The sequence below is a fragment of the Planobispora rosea genome (assembly GCF_014648175.1).
Classification (GTDB): domain Bacteria; phylum Actinomycetota; class Actinomycetes; order Streptosporangiales; family Streptosporangiaceae; genus Planobispora; species Planobispora rosea.
The window spans coordinates 1-22359 of the sequence record NZ_BMQP01000030.1; the positions used below are offsets into that span (position 1 = coordinate 1).

Sequence of the window (22359 nt, forward strand, 5' to 3'; positions counted from 1 at the left end):
AGCTCGACGCTCCCACTACCGAAGACGCGGCCACGCCATCACATAAGTGCCGTTGCAGTACTAGGGCCTACCGGGTCTCCATAGAGAGTGCTCTGCAGGTGCCGGAAGATCTGCTCATCGTGGTGTGTACCGGCGAATCAGCCAGGATCGGCGGGCGGTTGCGCAGCTGGGCGCGCTTCTACGAAGAGAACGATGGGCTCCACCGTCCACGCCATGGGTCAGCGGATCGAGCTCTGAGGTGAGCGCGCCCCGCCGTACAGACGTGAACCCCGACGCAGGTACGGTCCGCGTCCGGGCGGTCTGCATCGAACGCTCGACCGGCGGCCGGGTCCTCGGCCCGCCCGAGTCCACAGGCCGAGCGGCGGGTGGTCGGCATCCCGAAGGGCATCGTCTCGACCTTGTACGGAAACTCCTTGGTCAGAGTGGTGAGCCCGCCTGATGGCACGAGAAGATCGAAGAGTTCTGGAGACGATCAGGATCCAGGCCGGGATATCTCCCTGACCTGGGAATCATGTCAGTCGAGTGACCGGTGAGGCCGTGACTGCCCGCTGATCGCTGTGCGAACGGGCACGGGAGGGTATGGCTTTCCGGTTCCCACGGCGTGCTTGTGTTCGTTCGGTCGGGCCGAGGGAGAAGGGTCCTCACCTACAGCGCGAACGTAGTCACACTGTGTGCTTCCTCGCAGCGCGGCTCATAGCTTGTAGAGCTTGTTGAATGGTGTGGTGATTCGCTCCTGCCGCGATCCGAAGTCGACGAACACGGCGACCTCGTCCTCTACACTCATGACGACGCCAAGGCCGTATCGATCATGGGTCACCTGGTCGTTCACGCTGAACCGCTCGGCAGGTGGAGTGGGAGGCGGCGATTTGAAGGGACTTGTGGGCAGGTGGCGACGGGGTGCGCCGCTGGCTGGCTTCATCCCCTCAAGTATGTGCTGCCCGAGGGAATGCCCGCTACAGGGGATCGACTGATTCGCCAAAACGATCGAGGATTTGACCCCTGATCCGGGCCTCGGTGTGTAGAGCGGGTGACGGGAATCGAACCCGCGCTGTCAGCTTGAGAATCGGCTGCTGATCGTGCTGCTCTGAGCTGGGAAGGCGGGGCGCAGGTCAGAGCTGGCCGTTTCACCGTGAGTCCCCGTGAGTGACCGCGGTTCCCCCGCCTGTTCTAGCACGTGTCTGGCACGCGGTCAGAATCGTGCGGGGTTCGAGCACCCGCAAAGAACTGTCCCGAGGCTGATCACTGAGGATGTGCCGAACGCGAGGAGGCGTGGGTCAGGATCAAGGCCATTCGATGCGGATGACGTACACCTCACGTTGCTCGTCGAGCACGATGTATGTGGCGAGGCCGCGCTCACCGAAGGTATGAGTGAGCATATTCGCCTTTGGATTGGCCGGGTTGTACGGTTGCCCGCTCCACGGCGCGACCTCCAGCAGAGCGAACAACGCCGCGAGCGGATGTAGGGCCCCGTCGGGAAGCGCGGCGATCTGTTCCTCGGCGATCGGGTCGAGCAGGACGTGGTGCACCTACAGCTCGACCCCGCGCTCCACCAGGACTTCACGCCATGGCTTCCCTCGAAGGGCCTGCTTACCTGCGGTGATCTGCTCGGCCTCGGCGTGCATCTGGCGGCGTCCTTCGGGATCTTTCGCCGAGTCGCACGCGGAGATCCACCAGCGGTGGACGAAGGCGTTCAGCACGCTGAGATCCAGACTGACCCGGACCTCGTCGAGCACGGCTTTGAGGCCGGAGTCGAAGGCTTCACGGTCTTGCGGTGTGACCAACGCGGCGCGGATTGCGCGCAGGTTCTTCTCCGGAGTGGATGGGATGGCGGGGAAGTCCTGTGGCTGCGCGGTCATACGGGCGGCTCCTCTCGCTGTCTATGAGCTTACAGAGGAACGGTGGAGGGGCTCCCGACTTCAGCGTACCGACGGCGGGCCTTGGGAAGGTGGTCGACAACTCCCCAAACGAACAAGGCCCGGGTGGGGGATGTCTCCCTGACTCGGGCCTCGTGTGTGGAGCGGGTGACGGGAATCGAACCCGCGCTGTCAGCTTGGGAAGTGCATCGATCATGCCTCGTAGGACGCCTGAGCTGGGTGTTCGGCCGGTTGTGAGTGACCGTGATTGCCCCTTCGTCACCCTGGCTAATGGCACGCTAATGGCACGACGGTCACGGCTGTGGGCTCTGCTGCTCGATGGACTCGGCGATCAGGCGGAGTCTCCGGATCTCGCTGAAGATCTCCTGGTCGGAGAGAACCGAGATGATCGTTATTCCTTGTGGGCCCGGTTCGCTGTGGTACTTGCCCAAGGTGTGGCAGAGAGCTGAGCGTAGGTCGTTCAGTTCTTGCTGGATGGCGTCGCGTTGAACCTTGCGCGTCATGAGCTGGACGCCGGTGGGGGTGCGATCCTCGGCTGCGTCCTCGTCCGTGGTGATGATGTCTTCGGCGCGCACGTACTCGTCTCCTGGGCGGACATCGATCACTACGGGGGTGTCGTCAGGTAGGCCTTCGAGGTAGTCGAGGAGCTGCCGCACAGTGAGCATGACCGCAGGATTTCCGGACCGGGCGCACCTGCGCAAGCCTTCACCCGCCTGCTCATCCCGTCCGCCGTCGACCCGCCCGCAGGGGAAGCGGGGCAGGGCCAGGGGGTCAAGGTGGAGCGCCCTGCTGGACGAACGACCTTGACCGCCTGGCCCTGGTCCGCTCGGCTTGTCCCGGGTCGAGGGCGGACGGGATGAGCAGGCCCCTACCTCAGCCACTGGTAGGCCGGCGGTGATGAGCACGCCCTGAGCGATCATCCCGGAGCCGGAGTGCCCCCGCCGGAGGCATGGTTTTCGGGGTGGTTACGCTGGCTGGTTGTGGCTGTCTTCGATCGTGATGCGCCTCTCGCTCATCAGGTGGACTACCGCCTGATGGCGAACACGTTCGTGACACTCTTCTGGCGTCGGGGGATCCTCGAAGAGACGATCGACTGGCTGCTTGCCCATGGTTATGAGGTAGTCCGCTGGGACGCCTCCGGATGGATGACGGAGGACGATCTTCATCGGGACTTCGCGCAGGCCTTGGACTTCCCGGCCTACTACGGGCGCAACCTGGATGCGCTCAATGACTGCCTGGACGATGTCGCGTCCGGTGACTATGGGGTGTCGTCCGAAGCAACCGGGCTGGTTTTGGTGCTCATCGGCTATGACAGATTCGCGGCACGCTGCCCGGAGGTTGCTCAGAGGGTTCTCGACATCATCGCCAGGAACGCGCGATCGGCGATTTTGGTGGGCCATCGCATGTTCTGCCTGGTGCAGTCCGATGATCCGGGCATCGTGTTCCAGTCGGTGGGGGCGACTGCCGTTGCATGGAACGACGCGGAGTGGCTCGACGCGAACCGCCGCGTGAGGTAGGCCGACTGCATTCTCCTCCATGAGATAGACGGTGGTTTGGCGGCGGGCCGGTGGCCGGCGGGTGCGTTGGGTGCAGCGGGGCCGACGTGCGGCGGGCGGCCCGAGTGCGGTCCCGGCCGTGACCGGCCCCCAGGCCGCATGCGCGGCCGGGGGCCGCGACGCTGGGCCGGGATGCGGCGGCGCGGTGCGCCGCCGCCTTGATCCATATAAGAACAACTCGGCAATGTTCTAGCTGTCGAGTAGTTGCCCATCGGATTCTGCCGATTCAGAGAACTCTGCGGGCAGCAGGTTCTCTTTTCTCTCTACATTTCTCCAATTACTGAGCAGCTCCCCAAAGGGCACATCCTGCCACGGACGTTTCCACTCTTGCAGATACGGGATGTCAGTGGATGAGGGTGTTGGGTAAGCTTCTCGAATTTGTACACGTGATGGCATTACAACTGAATCGCCTATCAGGAGTGCTTCTCCTGCTGAGAGCATGGGTAGGGCATCAGTTAGGGGACCAAGCGAGTCCGGCAGGAGACGACGAACATAATTTTGGTCTTCTGGGTTCGTAAGCCTCATGGCTACAAAGTTGCTGCACTGTGAAAATATGGTTTCAGCAACTTCGGCCGGCCGCTGGCTTACGATCGCAAGGGTGATCCCGTACTTGCGTCCTTCCTTCGCGATCCGTTCAATTGATTTTGTCGATGGATTGTATTTTGAGAGAGAGCTTCGAGGAGCATACTTATGAGCTTCCTCGTAAACCACTATAAGTGGTGTTTCATTCTTGGAGTAGGGATGATACTTCTTGATGAAGTATGCAAAGTCGAACAGTAATCTAGATATGAGCGACACTGTTATGCTAAGGACCTCGAACGGAACTCCACTAACGTCGATAAGCGTAACGTTTGCAGGCCGCCCTCTATCTGAATATCCTACGAACTGCCTCAGTACATCTTCGGCGGAAATCTGCTTAGTTTCGCTTCCGAGTAGAAAGCTGAGGCGGGGATCGGATCGCTTGTTATCTAGTCGTGTGAGGAAGTTTTCTAGCTTGCCGTACAGCGGACCTTGTTTGCTTGTGAGCTTTCCACCGGTCCCTTCTGTCTCTACTCTTCGAGTGTTCTCTTCTCGGATGCCCTCTATGACTTCGTCAATGTCAAAGAAGACGGGCGAGTCGTAATGAACGTGATCACGCAGTTCCTCGGGGCCATCGAAGTGCCGCCGCTTGCTTGCGGTAATCTCTCTTTTGAATATTGCGACCTGGTTATGTGATTGTTCCTCGTTGCTCTCAATGAAGATTCCTTGGAGCTCTTCGGAGTTCATCAACCAGTAGGGGAGACATAAATTAGATACATTAAGCGTCTGAGCGCTAGGAAAGGAAGAGTTATATTCGGAGTGTAGGTCGAATATGACTATGTGCGAATTATTTGTGTACTCTTCTTCGGGTGCATCTCGGCTTGACACCGCGCTTTGGACGATTCGTGCCAGGGCGTGGGACTTCCCTGCTCCTGTAGAACCGACAATAGCTATGTGCTTGTTAAAGAACTTATCGCCATCTACGGGAACTTCAACTTTCAGATCCTGAGAGAGGCTAGAGAAGCAAAACCTCTTCTTGGAAGGAAGGCCGTCATAAATATGCTGGATGTCTTTATGGCCAGCAACGGCAACCCTTTTAGGGGGAATTGCTATCTTCCCCCCGCCTCGCTCAAATATGTTATCGGCTGCTATGAAGCCTAGCGGAACAGCTTCGATTATATAGACTCGCGATATCTGGGCTCCTGGATCGTCTACAGTCCTCTGTAGATCGATCGAGAAGTTTTCTATTATAGCTATGATTGAGCATTGATTGGTATCGTATATTCTTATATAAGATCCGACTTCTAGAGGGTCCTCGCCGTCTGTGAATTCCTGAATGTCATAAACGGCTATCCGGACATGGTTGGGGTGTACTGCTATTACCTCTGCGACTAGATGGTTATCGCCCGCATAGGTGTCGCTCAAGTCAGTATCCGTCCGATATCTGAAGTAGCCTGAACGTGCATCTCATAGCTGATCTTTACTTGCAGAGTGTGGCTTGCTGGGGACGATCTGAAGAAATCGAAAAAGTGATGAACCCGCGTGTTAGGCGCAAGCAGAGATAGCTGCTCTCCTTCAATGATCCTTATCTCTGTTCCGATCGGCTCACTGTTGATGAAATCGTATGGCCGGAAGACATCGTCTCTGAAGCGTGAGCCATCGAAAAATCGCACCCCGGAATCCCATAGATCTCGCTTAAATCCGGAAATGTCCTCTATCCCTCTGATCGCTACCATGGGAGAGAAGTGTCCTTTGGCATAGAACTTGCTTTTAATAATGTTGATCACGTCAATTAGATGTGCATTGTCGTTGTCGTTGAGAGCCTCTAGGCAGAAAAACCTTAACCGGTTGCCAATGTTAACCGTTCTAAGGGAACCGCGAATGTTTTCCCGAAGCAGCTTGATATAGCTTTCGTTCCCAAAATGATGAGAGTATCCTTCAGCAAAACAAGCGCTTCGAGCCTCAATGGCTACTCCATCAAGTTCGGATGCTGTTACGATACGATCGCTGGATTTTTTCGTTATGACTAGTTCTCTAAGGTGCGCGACATACATGGCATGCCGAACGCGGGCTTGGAGGACAGAGATGCCGGGGTAACGCTCAATTATTAGCTTTAGGAGTTCGTCGAACTGCTCCTCGTAGTTAAGGGAAAACTCGATGTGGAATCTATCTAGGAAAATTCCTTTCTCGCTTTCCGTGTACTCTCCCGACTTGTCTCCCAGGATGCTGTCTAGCTCATCTATCGTAAGCTTTCGGACCGTTCCACTTTCTTGATCATTAAAATGACAGTAGAGGCGAAATCGGAATTCCGGATTGCGCTTGTGTTGTTTGATAAGCTTAACTACTGATTCTTTTACTGCTGAGGGAGTAAATTTGCCGCTTCTGTTTTTAACTTGGGTGTAGTAATTCTCAATGCCAAAGTCCTGGGTGCCTTCAATCTCAACCTCGCGCCCAGGGTTGCGGAAGATCTCAAGGAGAGATGTATCGAACTGGAAAGCGAATCCCTTGATGGCATGGTATCCACCGTCTTCGATCACTGATCTGCTCCCTGGGCTGCTCTAGCTTCAAGAATCCCTTGTACCACACTCGCCCCATCGTCATGACTGCTTTCCACGTATATAGCGTGACGGGAGAGGTGAAGTGTGGAGCGGAAGCTTCTGGTGATCGAGAGGAAGTCCTTCACTAGCGAGGTGCGAGTGTCCTCTGTCTAGCAAAAGATGGCACCGTGCATCACAGCGGAATATGGTGGTACTTATGGATTGCCGAAAATCATATTTCGGTCGACCCAATACGCAAGAAGTTGAGTTAGTCTAGGAGGTCAGGTCTTCGAGCAGCGAGGGCTCGACGTGCCGTGAGGTTTCGTTCATGAAACTCTTTGGCGAGATTCTCGCGGCGGTAGTACTGGCGTAGAACACGGTCAAGATCTCCGGCACGGTTAACGAGGTCGGTGAGTGACCTGCGTTCGATGTCGAAGGCGGCCATACCTTCCTCCACGGCGGCATCCAGGTCGCCGCGTCGGGCGTGCACGATACCCAGGTCGATGTGAGCGTCGGCGACGCGCATGGGGGCGTTGGAGGTGCCGTCCGGGCGGGTGTGCATTTGGATGGTCTCCCGCGCGTGTTCCTCTGCCCGGTCGTTGTCCTCCAGCCAGGTGTAGGCGGTGGCGGCGTAGAAGACCCACTTGGCGTGGTCGAACACGAAGTGATGGTCGGGGTTGTCCGGGAGTGGGAGCTTGGCGAGGATGTCGGCTCCTCGGGAAAGGGCCTTGTCGGCTTCTCGGCGGTCGCCGATGCGGGCCAGTCCGCGGGCTTCTTGCAGGGTGAGTTGGACCATGGCGCTGGATTGGCCGGCGGCGGCCTGGCCCATGCGGGCGGAGGTGACCACGTCCTCGTAGCGGCCTTCGACCAGAGCGAACCACGCCGACATCTCGTAGGCCCAGCCCATGAGTTCGCCGTGCCCGACCTGGCGACCCATCTCATAGGCGGCTCGGCGGGCGGTCTCGGCCTCCTCCCGCTCACCCAGGTCGTAATGGACGCACCCGAGTAGCGCGGTCAGCCATCCGGTTATGACCAGGAGTTCGCGGTGCTGGTCGAGAGTGATCCGGCCAGACAACAGGCGGGTGATCTGGGCGAGACGCTTCTGTGTCCGGTCGCGCAACGTAGCGGCGGGAACGACCGGGTAGGCCCGACACAGCAGGTCGACGGCTTCGGAGAGTGCTTCGAGCGTGCCGTTGCCGACGTCGGAGGCTTGGAGCTGCTGGGCGAGCTCCATTGTGCCGTACAGGTCAGCCTCGGCTCGGAGCGCGTCCGCAGGAGGCATCACGGTGGCCTCGATCAGGCGGCTCTGACCGCGCCGATTCTGGCGGAATCCCAGGGCTTCGGGCTGCAAGCCGGTCAACTGGGTGAGGGCGACCCGGTAGGACGTGTGCGGCCAGGAGACTTCACCCGCCTCCCAGCGCCTGATTCGCTCCTCATCACAGTTCAGGTGTTCTTTTATACCGGCTGGAGTGGCGTTAATTCGGTCGGCCATATCGGCGCGAGTGAGCTGGTGCTCGTTGCGCCACGCTCGGAGTTGGACGTTCGGGATGTTGTCGGGCATCTCGGGTCTTCCTCGCGGCTGGGGGCTCAAGAGGGGGGAAGAAGGGGGGTCTTTCGGGGGTCCTGCCATTTCTTGATTGCCGGTGGACTTGCCATCAAGCAACCACGGTACGTCAAGCGGCTTCCCACCACAGGGAACGCCGGATGAACGAGGAGATGGCGACGGTGACCCGGCCAGACGAGAACAGCGAGACACGCCCTTGCCCCGCGTGCCGGGGCCGTGGAACCAAGCTGCGCCGCTCGCGCCGTGGCCTTCTCTTCGGCGAAGGCGGCACTGATCACGAGACGTACGGAGAGCAGGAATGTCTCGACTGCCTCGCAAGCGGCCGGGTCGAAGGGAACGGCAAATGAACTCACTGATGGAAGCGGCGGTGGCCTTGCAACGCCACCAACGCGAACAGCGCGACATCCTCGCGCTGACCCGGCTGCACGCGGCCCTACTGGCGCGAGGGCTGCGCGCGGAGTGGCGCGACAACAACAGCGCCCTGCTGGTCCGGGGGCCGAATCCGGGCCTGCCGGTACTGGTGACGATCAGCTACGGCGGTAGCCACTACTGCTGGCACGACGATGACCACCGTCATCCGACCGGCGACCCAGAAGGGGCCGTGCGGGCACTGGCCGACTTCCTCGGCCGCTGACAAGACGGGCACGGCGGGGCAGTGAGTCCATCGGCGCGGAGGGTGTCCGATGAGCGTCACCCCTGCCCCGTCGCGCCTCAGGTTCCCCGGCAGGTGAGAGAGACCGGTCGCGCAGCCCCCGCTGCGCGTGCGTCCCCGGCGCTCTCACCTACCGGGGTACTGCGTGCCTGCCCCATCGCGGGTGGTTGCTCGTCCGACCCCGGTGACAAGTCGGGGCCGTTAGGGATACGCTCAAACTTGGTAAAACAACCTGTCGGGTGCAGGACGGTCATGATGTCACTTGAGTCCGTGCCGCCGAAGTATGCGCAACTTGTGCAGACCCTTCAACGGCGTATTGAAGCCGGGACCTATCCCCCTGGTTCGCTGCTGCCCAGTGAGAACCAGCTCATCCAGGAGTTCGGGGTCTCCCGGCCTACCGTGGTCGCCGCCCTGCGTATGCTGCGCGAACAGGGCTGGATCGAATCCCAGCAGGGCAAGGGGCGCTTCGTACGTGGCCGTCCCGCGCTCACCTCGGCCGAACAGCCCCGGCCTGGACAGGCGTACCTGACCGCTCCGGAGAGCGCATCACCGGGGGAGGTGATCGAGGCCGCGGCGCTTACCGCCCCCAACCGCATCGCATCCCTGCTCGGCCTGGCCCCGAAGGGCAAGGCGTTCCTGCGCCGGCGACTGGTCAGCCGGGACGGAGAGCCGACCGAACTGGTCTCGCTGTGGGTGCCGGCGGAGCTGTCCGAAGGCACCGATCTGACCAGCGCCGAACCGCTCCCGCAGGGCCTGCGAGATCACCTACAGGCACGCAAGGGTGTGCGCTTCGATCACGTGGTGGAGCAGATCACCGCGCGCATGCCCACGGCCGAGGAGAGCAGGCAGCTCGGCATGCCGAAGAACACGCCGCTGCTGGCTGTCTACGGTGTCGTCCGGGATGCTTCGGGTACGGCTCTGGCCGTGGTGGAGGTTCTTCTCCCGGCTGACCGGCATGAGTTAGAGGACGCCTATCCGATCGGCTGAGTCCGCACTTGAGCAGCTGAGGAAATCGCTCAAGCGATGATGCCGATGATCGCGCGGTCTTCGGCGGCGGCGGTCGTATAGAAGGCGCTGATCGCCTGAGCGATGGTGGTCACCTCATCGCCCGGACGCCACCAACCCTCGCCGGTGAGTCCTGCTGCTACCTGTCGAACATCCTGTGGCGGGGCCATGAACGCGGGACCGTATCCGAAGTCGACGTCAAGCTCTTCGCCGGTTCCGTGCAGTGCCTTCCGCATCCACGGGTAACGGTCCGGGCCCTCGGCTACCACCTGAGCGATATCCAGGTAGTCCTCGAAGAGCTTGTGGGCTTCATCGAGGGCTGCGACCTCACTGTCAACCACGTCCTCCTCACCCCAGATCTGGGTGAGGAGATCGGGCTCAACCTCCACACGCGCGGCGAGTGCCGTCGGCAGTTTCACCAGGAAGAGGCTCATACTCATGATCGCGGAGTGTAGCCAATCGGGCTGGACGGTAGAAGCCGGAGGTTGAGACCGCGGTTCCTCTGGGCGGCGGATCCGGTGGCGATCTGCGGCCGACTCCCTCCGGCAGAGCCGCACAAGATAATCACGCCTAGGCACTTGACCTATCAAGTTGAGTCGTCGTACTCTCAAGTCAGTTGATAGGTTAAGTGACTATCAAACGACAAGAGGAGTGTCATCATGGCTCTGCAAGGTCCCATCCCAGTCAGCTTCAACCAGGTCTTCCCGCACGGCTGCTACGTCGTCGGGGAGGTCGAGGCGGTCAAGGACTTCGATGCCTCGACCAACGGCCGCTTCGTCCAGGCCCGCGACAAGTCCACCGGAGAGCTGGTGTGGCAGGTCGCCGTTATGGACGCCGACCCGGCCGTCAAGCCCGGACAGAAGACCGTCGCCGTCAAGATCCTCGCCCCGGTCCAGCCGGTGCCCCCGGCCCCCATGCCGGGCCTGCCGTTCACCCCGGTTGAGTTCGACCACGTCACCGTCACGCCCTACGTCAACGGCACCGGACGCCTCGCCTACTCGATCAAGGTTCGTGAGATGCGCGCTCCCCGTACCGGCACCGCTTCCGCCAAGCCCACCACCGCAAAGGATGCCGCCTGATGACCCGTCGCCGAAGCCACCGCGTCAGCATCATCAACCTCAACACCGGCCGGGGCGCTCGCGCCACCAGCCACCCCTACCCGGCCCGCACGCCGGTTTTGGCCCTGGACTTCGGGGCCGTCTCGGTCCTGGTCACCACCACCGCCAGCGACCAGGTCAGTGCCGCAGACGTCGAGTTCGCCCGCCAGCTCGCCCGCGAGGCCCAGACGTTCGCCCGCGCGGTCGAACGCTCCTTCCACGGGATGCCGAACGGCAAGGGCGTCGCGGCCTGACAAGGAAGCGGGGCCGCTGGAACTGGTCCTTCCGGCGGCCCCTCGTCTCCCCAGATGCGAATCACAGAGAGAGCTGAAGTCTAATGTTCAAGAAACTGCCCGGGGACGAGGCCCGCAGTCTCGTCTCCACCACCCCCGACACGGCTGTCGTCTTCCGCCCGGCCGTCGTCCAGACCCCGGCAATCATCACGATCCTGATCTTCCTCGGACGTCTGATCGTCGGGCTCGTCCGCACCACCTGGCGGCACCCCGTCGCCGTTGGCGTGCTCGCCGTACCCGCTGCACTGTGCTGGCTGTACGGCTGGCGCGTCGCCCTGGTTACGGCCACGATCCCCCTCTCCGTTCTCATCCCCTGGGCGCTGTTCGACCGGTCGACCTTCAACGCCTGGATCGGCTGGCGGCTGCTCGCCTGGTGGCGGCTGATCTGGGTCTACCGGCGGCACTGGCAGCCCGTGATGATGATCTCCGGGCTCGGCCGTCATCTCCGGGGCCGTGATTGCCTGCCTCGCCTGCTCAAGGTCACCTGCACCTCGTGGGCCGACGTGGTCACGGTGAAGATGCTCACCGGGCAGGCCGTCAAGGACTGGGCCGACCGGATTGAGCACCTCGCGCACGGCTTCGGCGCCGTCTCGTGCCGGGTCACCGTGACCCGCGCTGGCCGGTTGCTGCTCACCTTTCCCCGATGCGATCCGCTGGTCGTACCGCTCCCGGCCGTCTCTGTTCCCGATACGCCGACGGTCGGCCCGGTGGAGGTCGGAAAGCAGGAGGACGGGCAACCGTGGCGGCTCAAGGTCCACGGGACTCATGTCCTGGTCGCCGGGGCGACCGGAGCAGGCAAGGGCTCGGTCATCTGGTCGGCGATCCGCGGGCTCCTGCCCGCTGTCCGGGCCGGGCTGGTGGAGCTGTGGGCACTGGATCCCAAACTCATGGAACTGTCGTTCGGCCGGGCCATCTTCGGCCACCGGTACGCGGCCGATCCCGAGGAGTGCGCCGATCTGCTCGATGAGGCCGTCTCGGTCATGCAGAAGCGAGCGGCCCGCTTCGCCGGAGTCCAGCGCAACCACATCCCGACCGTGGAAGACCCGTTCATCCTCGTGATCGTCGACGAGGTCGCGTTCCTGACCGCCTACCAGCCCGACAGAGCTCTACGGCAACGCATCACCGCTGCCCTGGCCACCTTGACGACCCAGGGCCGGGCAGTCGGTGTCGGCGTCCTGGCGGCGCTCCAGGACCCGCGCAAGGAGGTCATGAACATCCGCAACCTGTTCCCCGACAAGATCGCACTCCGGCTCGACGAGTCCGAACAGGTGGACATGGTCCTCGGCGACGGTGCACGCGACCGGGGCGCGCTGGCCGATCACATCTCCCCGATCCCGGAGCAGGGAGCGGGTATCGGGTTCGTCCGGCTCGAAACCAGCCCCGATCCGATCCGGGTCCGCGCGGCCTACGTCTCCGACGCCGACATCCGCGACATGGCCCGCGACCTCGTCAGGGGTGAGGCGGCATGACCCTGGCCCACTTCCTCGACAACCTGCGTTGCGCGCTCTGCGGCACCCTCAACGCGCTCTGGCTCGACCCCGTGTGGGGTGTGGTCGAGTGCCAGGGGTGCGGACAGCGAGCGCTCGCCTTCCCGGAGATCGGAGAGGGCGAATGACCGAACCTCAGACCACATCCCCGGCCCGGCTGGTGAAGACCGTCCTGCCCTCCGCCTTGGAGGTCCTGGAGGCGGTGGCCGTACAGAACGGCGTCTGCATCCGGCCGGTGCCGCTCAAGCGGATCGACCTGGCGAGCGGCAAAGCCGAGATCGTTGACGTGCCGTGCGGCACGACCCTGGAGAGCAAGTGCCCGGCCTGCGCCAAGCGGAACCGGCAACTCCGCATGGCCCAGTGCCGGGAAGGCTGGCACCTCGACCACGAACCGGTCGTCGTCACGAGCGATCCCGACGAGGAACAGCGGCGGCTGGTTGAGCAGCGGGCGGATGTGCAGACGGCGCGGGACCGGGTGGAGAAGGCCGGCGACTCCACCGCCGAGCTTGATGCGGTCATCGCCGACCTGGACGCCCAGATCAGAGCGGCCGGAATCCGGGGTGAGATCCTGCCCGACGACAAGACGAAGCGCACCCGTTCGACCCGGCGGCGGCAGGACGCTCCCGACCTGCCCAAGCGGACCCGCGAGGCCCGGACCGTGGGGCAGACCTACACGGCCCCGGACGGCACGACCTACCGGCCGTCGCTGTTCGTCACGCTCACGCTGCCCAGCTACGGCCGGGTCCGGCAGGACGGCACTCCCGTCGACCCGGACACCTACGACTACGTGCGAGCGGCCCGCGACGCGCTGCACTTCTCCAAGCTCGTCGACCGGTTCGTGCAGAACCTCCGGCGCGTGGCGGGCTATGACGTGCAGTACTTCTCATCGGTCGAACCACAGCGGCGGCTCGCCCCGCACCTGCACATGGCGATCCGGGGCACCCTGCCGCGCAGAGAGGTCAAGGCCATCGCCGCCGCGACCTACCACCAGGTGTGGTGGCCCTCGGTCGAGACGGTCGTCTTCGAGGGCGACCACCTGCCCGTCTGGGCGGACCGGCCCGAGCACGCGGAGCCGTACCCGGACCGGCAGGACGGCGACTACCTCGACCCGGCGACGGGGGAGATGCTGCCCACCTGGGAACAGGCCCTCGACGAACTCGACGCCGACGAGGACGCCGAGCCGTTCCACGTGCTGCGCTTCGGCGTCCAGGTGGACGTTCAGGGCGTGCTCGCCGGGACCCCGGACGCCGACCAGTGCATCCGCTACCTCGGCAAGTACCTGACCAAGTCGGTCGGGGAGTGCCACACTCCGGAGACCCATGCCCAGCGGCGTCACGTGCACCGCCTGGCCGACGTGCTGCGTTACGAGCCATGCGCGCCGACCTGCCCGAACTGGCTGCGGTACGGCGTGCAGCCCAAGAACGCCAAGCCGGGCATGCGGCCCGGGGCCTGCCGGTCCAAGGCCCACAAGCCCGAACACCTCGGCTACGCGGGCCGTCGCGTTCTGGTCTCGCGCAAGTGGTCCGGCAAGTCCCTGCGCGAGCACAAGGCCGACCGGCGGGCCTGGGTGATGGAAGCGCTCGGTCTCACCGACGATCAGCCCGTCGATCGGTACGCCTGGCGGCCGGTGCCGGCCGGTGATCCCGACCTGTTGCCCCGTGCCCGTCGCCTGCTCCGGCAGATCGCCGAACGTCAACGGTGGCGTATGGCCATGCAACAGGCGGAGGCCAGAGCGACGGGACAGCAAGATCCTTCGGCAACTCCGCTGGCCGCGTGAGGGGAGGGTCCATGGACGAACTTCTCAAAGCTCATGAGGCTGCCGCACTGCTCCACACTTCCGAGCGCTTCGTCCGCCGACTGATCGCAGAGCGCCGGATCGAGTTCGTGAAGATCGGCCGACACGTCCGCATCAGGGAGTCGGCCCTGCTCGCCTTCATCGCCGCCGGGACGGTCGAACCCCTGGCGGCCTCCGACGTCACCGGGAGGGCAGCCTGATGGCCAACAAGGAAGGCCACCGGCGTTTCGGCAACATCCGCAAGCTCCCGTCCGGACGCTTCCAGATCCGCTATCCCGGCCCGGACGGACGCATGCGGACAGGTCCCGACACCTACGAGCGCAAAGGCGACGCCGAACGGGCGCTCTCCCTCGTCGAGGCACAGATCATCAAGGGAGAGTGGACAGACCCCGATCGTGGGAAGATCAAGCTCAAGGACTACGCCGAGACGTGGATCTCCCAGCGGCCGGGCTTGCGGCCCCGCACCGTGGACCTCTACCGCTGGCTTCTGAAGAAGCACGTCACCCCGTATCTCGGCAACACGGCCGTCGGCAAGCTCTCCACCGCGATGATTCGGCAGTGGCGGGCCGACCTGCTCGGCAACGGGGTCTCGGTCTCCGTGGCGGCCAAGGCATACCGCCTACTGAGGGCCGTACTGATGACGGCGACCGAAGAAGATCACATCATCGCGCGCAACCCGTGCCGGATTCGTGGGGCCGGCGACGAGCACGCCCAGGAACGGCCGGTGCTGACCGTAGCCCAGGTCTTCGAGCTGGCCGATCTTGTGGGCCGTCGACCGATCGGCAACGTCCGCAAGCTCAAGGACAACACCTACCGGCTGCGGTTCCAGCGGCACGGCGAGATGCGCACCCATCCGGAGGTCTTCGGCAACCGCGCCGACGCCGAACGGGCGCTGTGGAAGATGGGCATGGACGGCCGGGCCGACTGCACCCATGATCGGCGATTCCGCGCTCTAGTGCTGCTGGCCACCTTCGCGAGTCTGCGATGGGGTGAGGTGAGCGCGCTCCGCCGTACAGACGTTGACCTCGACGCGGGGACGGTACGCGTCCGGGCGGCCTACGTCGAACGCTCCACGGGGGAACTGGTCCTCGGTCCGCCCAAGTCCAAGGCCGGTCGGCGCGTCGTCGGCATCCCGCAGGGGATCGTTCCGGCGCTCCGCGAACACCTGGACACCTACGTCCAGGCCGATCCCGGCGCGCTCGTCTTCCCCGGTGCCAAGGGCGGCCCGCTCCGCCGTAGCGGCTTCAACACCCGCACGCGCTGGGTGGACGTGGTCAAGGAACTGGGGCTGCCCGGTCTGCACTTCCATGATCTGCGTCACACGGGCAACATGCTGGCCGCCGAGTCGGGCGCGGGACTCAAGGATCTGATGGCCCGGATGGGGCACGACAACGTGCGGGCCGCGATGATCTATCAGCACGCCGTACGGGGTGCCGACAAGGCGATCACGGATGCGATCGACCGGCAGATCGTCGGACAGGATGACGACGAGGACGGTCCGGCCGGGGTCCTGGTGCCGGTGGGTTGATCAGGACCTAATGGCACGCTAATGGCACGAGAAGATCAAAGAGCTCTAGAAACGATCAAGGCCCGGGTGGGGGATGTCTCCCTGACCTGGGCCTTAGCGATGGAGCGGGTGACGGGAATCGAACCCGCGCTGTCAGCTTGGGAAGCTGATGTTCTGCCATTGAACTACACCCGCAGCGGTGAACCGCGTCCCCCACTGTAGCGGAAAATCACACGACTCTGGACCCCATGGGTCGCCGAGTTTGCCGGGGCTCCCTGTCGTGGTGTGCGTTGGTAGGTTGCCTCACGTGCTGCTTTCCGATCGTGACATTCGAGCCGAGATCGAGTCCGAGCGGGTCAAGATCGACCCGTTTGACCCGGAAATGATCCAACCGTCTAGTGTCGATGTGCGTCTCGACCGTTACTTCAGGGTCTTCGAGAACCACCGTTACCCGCACATCGACCCGGCGATCGAGCAGCCGGATCTCACGCGGCTGGTCGAGCCTGACGGTGACGAGCCGTTCATCCTGCATCCCGGTGAGTTCGTCCTCGCCAGCACCTACGAGATCATCAGTCTGCCCCGCGACATCGCATCGCGGCTTGAGGGCAAGAGCTCCCTCGGCAGGCTCGGCCTGCTCACGCACTCCACGGCCGGCTTCATCGATCCGGGGTTCAGCGGGCATGTGACGCTGGAGCTCTCCAATGTCGCGACGCTGCCGATCAAGCTCTGGCCCGGGATGAAGATCGGCCAGCTGTGTCTGTTCCGGCTCAGTTCGCCGGCCGAACATCCTTACGGGGCGGAGAGGTACGGCTCGCGCTACCAGGGACAGCGGGGGCCGACGCCGAGCCGGTCGTACCTGAATTTCCATCGCACCCCGATCTGAAGGGGCGGCCCCATCACGGGGCCTCCGGCGTGAAGGGGGTGAACGTCCCCGGTGCGAACGTCCCCGTGCGAACGTCCTCGTGCGAACGTCTCCGTCGCGGAGGATGTCGGCGTGACGAAGGTCATAGACACCATTGCGCCGGGTAGAGGTGGGCTGGTAGGGGCGATCGGAGCGGGAGGGGCGGGTGTGCACGCCCGTCTTCTGGACCCTCCCCTGTGATCGTCTACGTGTATAAAGTGGGCGAAAGCCGAAAAAACGGTCACTGGAAAGATGTTGCCAAGCCCTTCCGCCCCGGGTGTCACCGGGCATACGGAGGGTAGCCAGAAGGCGAAGAGCAGGCGTCTACCGGGTGAAGTTCGCATTTCTCCTGGTAACCCTTACTCTTCTCTGCGGACCATCCCCGCACATCTGGAGAACGACGTGCGCCTGCGTCTCACACCAAGTGAGGACAGCTACTACGACTTGTTCGCCGACTCGGCGAACAACCTCGTCACAGCGTCCCGTCTGCTGGTCGAGATCATTAGTGAAGGTTCGGACAGGGAAGCCCTGGCCGAGAAGATGCGAGCGTGTGAGCACGCGGGTGACGAGCGCACCCACGCGATCATGAACCGCCTCAACGAGAGCTTCATCACGCCCTTCGACCGCGAGGACATCTACCGCCTCGCGGCCAACCTCGATGACGTGATGGACTGCATGGAGGCCGCCGCCGACCTCATCGTCCTCTACCAGATCGAGCACCTCCCCAAGGAGGTCGTCCGGCAGGTCGAGGTCCTGGAACGCGCCGCCGAGCTGACCGCCGAGGCCATGCCGCGGCTGCGTTCCATGAAGAACCTCAACGAGTACTGGATCGAGGTCAACCGCCTGGAGAACCAGGCCGACCAGGTCTACCGGCGGTTGCTGGCCCGGCTCTTCGGCGGTGAGTACGACGCGCTCACCGTGCTGAAGATGAAGGAGGTCATCGACCAGCTGGAGGAGGCCGCGGACGCGTTCGAGCACGTGGCCAACACGATCGAGTCGATCGCGGTCAAGGAAAGCTAAGTGGATCTCTCGCTCGCCCTCGTCATCGGTGTGGTGGTCGTGGCGTTGGTGTTCGACTACACCAACGGCTTCCACGACGCCGCGAACGCGATCGCGACCTCGGTCTCGACCCGCGCGCTGACCCCGAGGGCCGCCCTGTTCATGGCCGCGGCGATGAACTTCCTGGGCGCCCATCTGGGCACCCAGGTGGCCCAGACCGTCGGCAAGGGCATCATCGACGCTCCCCAGGGATCCCACGGGCTCGTGATCGTGTGTTCCGGTCTGATCGGCGCGATCACCTGGAACCTCATCACCTGGTACTTCGGGCTTCCCTCCTCCAGCAGCCACGCCCTCATCGGCGGACTGATCGGGGCCGCGCTCGCCTCGGCCAGCGTCATCCACTGGGACGGCGTGCTGGAGAAGGTCGTCATCCCGATGATCCTCTCCCCGTTGGTCGGTTTCACGCTGGCCGGATCCGTCATGATTGCCATCTTGTGGATCTTCCGCCGGTCCAACCCGGGCAGGGCCAACCGCGGCTTCCGCCTGGCCCAGACGATCTCGGCGGCGGCCATGGCCCTCGGCCACGGCCTGCAGGACGCGCAGAAGACCATGGGCGTCATCTTCCTGGCGCTCGTGGTCGGCGGCCACGTCCAGGAGAAGGACCCCATTCCCCAGTGGGTCATCCTGGCCGCCGCGGCGGCGATCTCCCTGGGCACCTACGCGGGTGGCTGGCGTATCATGCGGACGCTCGGCCGCCGCATCATCGCCTTGAACCCGCCGCAGGGCTTCGCCGCGGAGACCGCGGCCTCGACCGTCCTGTACGGCGCGGCCATCGGTTTCGGAGCCCCCATCTCCACCACCCACACCATCACCAGCGCGATCATGGGCGTGGGCGCCACCAAGCGCCTGTCGGCCGTGCGCTGGGGCGTCGCGGGCAACATCGTGACCGCCTGGATCCTCACGATCCCGGCCGCCGCGCTCGTCGCCGCGCTGTCCTACTACGCGCTGCACTGGATGGTCGAGTAGCCGCCACGCGGAAGGCCCCGGCCGGGCCGGCGGTTCCCGGGATCCCGTGACCCGGAGAGCCTGTCCGCCCGGCCGGGGCCTTCGCCGTATACGGCGCGACGTTCGCAGGGGCCGGCGTTCGCGGGGTCCGGCGTTCACTGGGTCCGACGTTCGCGGGGTCCGATGTGCGTCCGGTTCGGTGTTCACTCAGCTCGGTGTTCGCTCAGCTCGGTGTTCGCTCAGCTCGGTGTTCGCTCAGCTCGGTGTTCGCTCAGCTCGGCGTTCACCCGGTCCGGGCCGGGCCGGTACGCCGAGGGCGAGCAGGGCGGTGTCGTCGGTCAGGCCGTCGCCGAAGTCGCCGAGCAGGCCGCGCAGTGCGGGCACCACCTGATCGGGCGCGAGGCCCCCGACGAACGCGCGCAGGGCGTCCTCGCCGAAAAGGGACGCGCCGGGGCCCGTGTGGGCCTCGGTGAGGCCGTCGGTGTAGAGCAGGAGGGTGTCGCCCGGCCGCAGGGTGGTGCGGGCGGTGACGAAGGACGCCTGGGCCAGGACCCCGACGAGGAGCCCGCCCGGGGTGGGCAGGTAATCGGCGCCGCCCCCGGCGCGCACGACGAGCGCCGGAGGATGGCCGCCGGAGCCCAGATGGACGGAGAACCCGCCGCTGTCGTCATCGGGCTCCAGGACGCCGAAGACGACGGTGCAGTAGCGCGGGTCGCCGGCGCTGTACCGCTCGTGCAGCACGGTGTTGAGGGTGGTGAGGACGGCGACCGGGTCGGGGTCGTGCATGGCCGCGCCGCGCAGCGTGTAGCGCGTCAGCGATGTCATCGCGGCGGCCTCGGGGCCCTTGCCGCACACGTCGCCCAGGAAGAACGCCCAGCGTCTGTCGTCCAGCGCGAACAGGTCGTAGAAGTCTCCGCCGAGCTGGTCCGGCGAGGCGGTGTGGTAGTGCGAGTCCGTCAGCAGGCCGGGGACCCTGGGCAGGGCGGCCGGCAGCAGGCTCTGCTGGAGTACGGCGAGGGCCTCCTGCAGGCGGACCCGGTCCTTCTCCGACTCGCGGGCCGCCTGCTCCGCCGCCTTGCGGGCGCGGAGCAGCTCCTCCTCGTAGGCGCGGCGCTCACGGGCGTCGAAGACGGTGGTGCGGATCAGCATCGGCTCGCCCCGGCGGCTGTACTTGATGGCGGAGGTGACCAGGACCGGCAGCCGTTCGCCGGTGACGCACCTGAGCTCCAGGGCGATTCCGCTGATCTGACCCTGCATCCGCAGCAACGGGGCGAAGTGCGTCTCGTGGTAGAGCTTGCCGCCGACGGTCAGCAGGTCGGCGAAGCGCATCCGGCCCACCACCCGGTCGCGGGTCAGACCGAGCCATTCCAGCAGGGTAGCGTTGATCTTGGCGATGGTGCCGTCCATGAGTGTGGACAGGTAGCCGCAGGGAGCGTTCTCGTACAGTTCCTCGGCGCTGTCCTCCAGCAGCGCCGTGAAGGCGGCGTTGGTGGACATGCCGTCGTCCCCGTCGCCGGGGGGTGCGGGATCCCGCCCGACGCAGCCCATCAACGGAGTGACGCGAGAAACGCGACGATCGCCTGGCCGGTGGCCTCGGGCGCGCTCAGCTGGGGGCAGTGGCCGGTGGCGTCGAGCGTCACCAGGCGGCTGCCGGGGATCGCCGCGTGCACGTAGGCGCCGACCTCGCGTGGAGCGATCACGTCCTCGGTGCACTCCAGCACCAGCGTGGGAACGGTCACCGTCTTGAGGTCGTCACGGGAGTCGGTCAGGAACGTGGTGCGGGCGAAGACACGGGCCATGTCGGGGTCGGTGGCGCAGAAGCTGTTGGTCAGTTCCCGGCCCAGCTCGGGCCGGTCCGGGTTACCCATGATCACTGGGGCCATCGCCGAGGACCAGCCCAGGTAGTTCGACTCCAGGGAGGCGAGCAGCTCGTCGATGTCCTCGGCGCTGAAGCCTCCCCGGTAACCGTCGTCGTCGATGTAGCAGGGGGAGGGGGTGACCATCACCAGCGAGCCGATGTGCTCGGGCGCCAGGGCCGCGGCCAGCACGCCGACCATGGCGCTCACCGAGTGACCCACGAACGCCGCCTCGCGCAGGTCCAGCTCCCGGCAGATCTCCACCACGTCCTGGGCGTAGCCGTCGAGGCGGGCGTAGCGCTCCTCGCTCCACGCCGACAGGTCCGAGCCGCCCGAGCCGACGTAGTCGAACAGCACCACCCGGTAGTCGGCCGCCAGCGCGGGCACCACCATGCGCCACATGTTCTGGTCGCAGCCGAACCCGTGTGCCAGGATCACCGCCGGCCCGTCGGGGCGACCGGTCGTCACGACGTTGTTCCTGCGGCGGACGTCCATGGGGGTTATCCTCCCGTTTGTTCCATTCTGCCGCGTGTTTTCCCTGGCAGATGGAAATAATTCCGCTTGGTCGTTTGGCCGTACCTTGCCGGTTGATACCTCGAACGGCATCAAAGGGTGAAAGTAGAACGGTACCCCAGGCGCCGCGGGCAGCAGGACGGCGACGGCAGGACGGCGACCGGCCGTCGCTAGGACTTCTGGAACATCACGTCGGTGTTCCACCGGGTGAACCCCAGCCTCTCGTAGAGGCGGACCGCCGCGGCGTTGCTCTCGTCCACGTACAGCATCACCTGCGGCAGGCCGCGCGAGCGCAGATAGGCCAGGCCCGCCAGGGTGAGCGACCGGCCCAGCCCACCGCCCTGCTCGGCGGGGTCCACGCCGACCACGTAGACCTCGCCGATCGGCCCGTGGGCGTGGTCGCCCTCCCCGTGCACCTTGGTCCAGTGGAAGCCGACCGGCCGGTCCCCGCGCACGGCCAGGAAGAAGCCGTCCGGATCGAACCACGACTCCTGCTCGCGCCGCTTCAGGTCCTCCAGCGTCCAGGCCCCCTGCTCCGGATGGGTCATGAAGGCGCGGGCGTTCAGCGCCACCCATGCCTCCCTGTCGGTCTCGGGGTCGAAGGTGCGCAGCCGTACTCCCTCGGGAAGCTCGTACTCGCCGATCGGCGCGTCCAGCGGGCGGCGCATCTGCCACAGTGAGCGCACCTTCACCAGCCCCGCGGCCGTCGCGAGCGCCTCGGCGCCGGGATGCCCTCCGTGGGCCCAGAGCCGCAGCCTGCCCCCGGTCCGCTCCAGTACGGCCTCCAGCAGGCGGCGCCCGTACCCCCGCCGCCGGTGGCCGGGGTGGACCACCAGCTCCCCGCTGGGCCCCTCGACCGGGTCCGTGGGATCCACGTGCGCGTACCCGGCGAGCTCGTCGCCGGCGTAGAGGAGTACGGCGCCCGCGCGCTCGTCACCTCCGTACCGCAGGTGCAGCATCACATGTTCGTTGAGAGGCCGGACCCCGTCGGTCTCCGTGGCGGCCCTGACCACGTCGAGGACGGCGGCGACCTCTGCCTGGTCGAGATGTCCCCGGTGTTCCACGCGCACGTTCATGCTCTGGACTCTAAGGGGAGGATGATCCACGGAAACCACCGGGCTGCCGGAGCCGTCGCCGATCGCCGGGGGCGCCGTCGGGCAGAGGGAGTGCGTCCTGAACGGCCCGAGCGTCCGGCCGTT

Annotated in this window: 24 protein-coding genes and 1 tRNA gene; 13 read left to right on the forward strand and 12 right to left on the reverse strand. The window is 64.6% G+C overall.

The features are described from left to right. Window positions 1–691 precede the first annotated feature (691 nt). The 4 genes from IEZ08_RS26160 to IEZ08_RS26175 all read right to left on the reverse strand — a co-directional run bounded on the left by IEZ08_RS26160 (window position 692) and on the right by IEZ08_RS26175 (window position 2539). Window positions 692–919: a hypothetical protein gene (locus tag IEZ08_RS26160; RefSeq protein WP_189243195.1), complete on the reverse strand. Its 228-nt coding sequence runs from the start codon at window positions 917–919 to the stop codon at window positions 692–694. Window positions 920–1280: 361 nt separating this feature from the next. After that, window positions 1281–1526, reverse strand: coding sequence for a hypothetical protein (locus IEZ08_RS26165; RefSeq protein ID WP_068920965.1), 246 nt, complete (start codon window positions 1524–1526; stop codon window positions 1281–1283). Then, a complete protein-coding gene (locus tag IEZ08_RS26170) occupies window positions 1527–1856 on the reverse strand; it encodes a DUF6247 family protein (protein ID WP_068920967.1) in 330 nt (109 codons plus the stop codon). It abuts the gene before it with no gap. 311 nt (window positions 1857–2167) lie between these two features. After that, on the reverse strand, window positions 2168–2539 hold the full coding sequence (locus IEZ08_RS26175) for a hypothetical protein (RefSeq protein WP_189243196.1): 372 nt from the start codon (window positions 2537–2539) through the stop codon (window positions 2168–2170). Window positions 2540–2854: 315 nt separating this feature from the next. On the opposite strand from IEZ08_RS26175, the gene IEZ08_RS26180 reads away from it, so the two are divergent. Further along, on the forward strand, window positions 2855–3391 hold the full coding sequence (locus IEZ08_RS26180; RefSeq protein ID WP_203863650.1) for a barstar family protein: 537 nt from the start codon (window positions 2855–2857) through the stop codon (window positions 3389–3391). 228 nt (window positions 3392–3619) lie between these two features. Here IEZ08_RS26180 and IEZ08_RS26185 read toward each other — a convergent pair whose 3' ends face one another. The 3 genes from IEZ08_RS26185 to IEZ08_RS26195 all read right to left on the reverse strand — a co-directional run bounded on the left by IEZ08_RS26185 (window position 3620) and on the right by IEZ08_RS26195 (window position 8047). Then, window positions 3620–5374, reverse strand: coding sequence for an ATP-binding protein (locus IEZ08_RS26185; protein ID WP_189243197.1), 1755 nt, complete (start codon window positions 5372–5374; stop codon window positions 3620–3622). Further along, the gene (locus tag IEZ08_RS26190; protein ID WP_189243198.1) at window positions 5371–6486 is read right to left on the reverse strand and encodes a hypothetical protein; all 1116 of its coding nucleotides are present in this window, start codon (window positions 6484–6486) and stop codon (window positions 5371–5373) included. Before IEZ08_RS26190 ends, IEZ08_RS26185 begins: the two co-directional genes overlap by 4 nt. A gap of 268 nt (window positions 6487–6754) precedes the next feature. After that, window positions 6755–8047 carry an NsdA family TPR-like regulatory protein gene (locus IEZ08_RS26195; RefSeq protein WP_189243199.1) on the reverse strand — a complete coding sequence of 431 codons (1293 nt, stop codon included), beginning with the start codon at window positions 8045–8047 and terminating at the stop codon, window positions 6755–6757. A 346-nt stretch (window positions 8048–8393) separates the two neighbouring features. Here IEZ08_RS26195 and IEZ08_RS26200 point away from each other — a divergent pair, with 346 nt between their 5' ends. Then, window positions 8394–8684 carry a hypothetical protein gene (locus IEZ08_RS26200; RefSeq protein WP_189243200.1) on the forward strand — a complete coding sequence of 97 codons (291 nt, stop codon included), beginning with the start codon at window positions 8394–8396 and terminating at the stop codon, window positions 8682–8684. A gap of 312 nt (window positions 8685–8996) precedes the next feature. Beyond that, window positions 8997–9689 carry a GntR family transcriptional regulator gene (locus tag IEZ08_RS26205; RefSeq protein WP_203863651.1) on the forward strand — a complete coding sequence of 231 codons (693 nt, stop codon included), beginning with the start codon at window positions 8997–8999 and terminating at the stop codon, window positions 9687–9689. Between the two features lie 29 nt (window positions 9690–9718). Here the strand turns inward: IEZ08_RS26205 and IEZ08_RS26210 are convergent, their stop codons facing one another. Further along, the gene (locus tag IEZ08_RS26210; RefSeq protein WP_189243202.1) at window positions 9719–10147 is read right to left on the reverse strand and encodes a hypothetical protein; all 429 of its coding nucleotides are present in this window, start codon (window positions 10145–10147) and stop codon (window positions 9719–9721) included. 219 nt (window positions 10148–10366) lie between these two features. On the opposite strand from IEZ08_RS26210, the gene IEZ08_RS26215 reads away from it, so the two are divergent. The 7 genes from IEZ08_RS26215 to IEZ08_RS26245 all read left to right on the forward strand — a co-directional run bounded on the left by IEZ08_RS26215 (window position 10367) and on the right by IEZ08_RS26245 (window position 15907). Beyond that, a complete protein-coding gene (locus IEZ08_RS26215; RefSeq protein WP_189243203.1) occupies window positions 10367–10786 on the forward strand; it encodes a plasmid replication, integration and excision activator in 420 nt (139 codons plus the stop codon). After that, complete coding sequence (locus tag IEZ08_RS26220) at window positions 10786–11058, forward strand: hypothetical protein (protein WP_189243204.1); 273 nt, start codon at window positions 10786–10788, stop codon at window positions 11056–11058. Before IEZ08_RS26215 ends, IEZ08_RS26220 begins: the two co-directional genes overlap by 1 nt. An 83-nt stretch (window positions 11059–11141) precedes the next feature. Then, entirely contained in the window at window positions 11142–12566 is a 1425-nt protein-coding gene (locus tag IEZ08_RS26225) for an FtsK/SpoIIIE domain-containing protein (protein ID WP_189243205.1), read from the forward strand. Then, window positions 12563–12712, forward strand: a complete 150-nt coding sequence (locus IEZ08_RS26230) for a hypothetical protein (RefSeq protein ID WP_189243206.1) — start codon at window positions 12563–12565, stop codon at window positions 12710–12712. The genes IEZ08_RS26225 and IEZ08_RS26230 overlap by 4 nt, the downstream gene beginning before the upstream one ends. Beyond that, window positions 12709–14361: a replication initiator gene (locus tag IEZ08_RS26235; RefSeq protein ID WP_189243207.1), complete on the forward strand. Its 1653-nt coding sequence runs from the start codon at window positions 12709–12711 to the stop codon at window positions 14359–14361. Before IEZ08_RS26230 ends, IEZ08_RS26235 begins: the two co-directional genes overlap by 4 nt. Window positions 14362–14372: 11 nt before the next feature. Further along, complete coding sequence (locus IEZ08_RS26240; RefSeq protein ID WP_189236974.1) at window positions 14373–14579, forward strand: helix-turn-helix domain-containing protein; 207 nt, start codon at window positions 14373–14375, stop codon at window positions 14577–14579. Beyond that, entirely contained in the window at window positions 14579–15907 is a 1329-nt protein-coding gene (locus IEZ08_RS26245) for a tyrosine-type recombinase/integrase (RefSeq protein WP_189243208.1), read from the forward strand. The genes IEZ08_RS26240 and IEZ08_RS26245 overlap by 1 nt, the downstream gene beginning before the upstream one ends. A gap of 100 nt (window positions 15908–16007) precedes the next feature. Here IEZ08_RS26245 and IEZ08_RS26250 read toward each other — a convergent pair. After that, window positions 16008–16081: transfer RNA gene (locus IEZ08_RS26250), tRNA-Gly, on the reverse strand. Between the two features lie 112 nt (window positions 16082–16193). Between IEZ08_RS26250 and dcd the strand changes: the two genes are divergently transcribed. The 3 genes from dcd to IEZ08_RS26265 all read left to right on the forward strand — a co-directional run bounded on the left by dcd (window position 16194) and on the right by IEZ08_RS26265 (window position 18812). Further along, window positions 16194–16769 (forward strand): dCTP deaminase, encoded by a 576-nt coding sequence (gene dcd / locus IEZ08_RS26255; RefSeq protein WP_068920978.1) that lies wholly within the window; start codon window positions 16194–16196, stop codon window positions 16767–16769. 420 nt (window positions 16770–17189) lie between these two features. Continuing rightward, window positions 17190–17807, forward strand: coding sequence for a DUF47 domain-containing protein (locus tag IEZ08_RS26260; protein ID WP_068920980.1), 618 nt, complete (start codon window positions 17190–17192; stop codon window positions 17805–17807). Then, window positions 17808–18812 (forward strand): inorganic phosphate transporter, encoded by a 1005-nt coding sequence (locus IEZ08_RS26265; protein ID WP_068920982.1) that lies wholly within the window; start codon window positions 17808–17810, stop codon window positions 18810–18812. A gap of 234 nt (window positions 18813–19046) precedes the next feature. On the opposite strand, the gene IEZ08_RS26270 is transcribed toward IEZ08_RS26265, so the two are convergent. The 3 genes from IEZ08_RS26270 to mshD all read right to left on the reverse strand — a co-directional run bounded on the left by IEZ08_RS26270 (window position 19047) and on the right by mshD (window position 22236). Beyond that, window positions 19047–20288 (reverse strand): PP2C family protein-serine/threonine phosphatase, encoded by a 1242-nt coding sequence (locus IEZ08_RS26270; RefSeq protein WP_229803501.1) that lies wholly within the window; start codon window positions 20286–20288, stop codon window positions 19047–19049. Window positions 20289–20338: 50 nt separating this feature from the next. After that, window positions 20339–21142: an alpha/beta fold hydrolase gene (locus tag IEZ08_RS26275; protein ID WP_068920986.1), complete on the reverse strand. Its 804-nt coding sequence runs from the start codon at window positions 21140–21142 to the stop codon at window positions 20339–20341. Between the two features lie 188 nt (window positions 21143–21330). Then, window positions 21331–22236: a mycothiol synthase gene (gene mshD / locus IEZ08_RS26280; RefSeq protein WP_068920988.1), complete on the reverse strand. Its 906-nt coding sequence runs from the start codon at window positions 22234–22236 to the stop codon at window positions 21331–21333. Window positions 22237–22359: the final 123 nt, after the last annotated feature.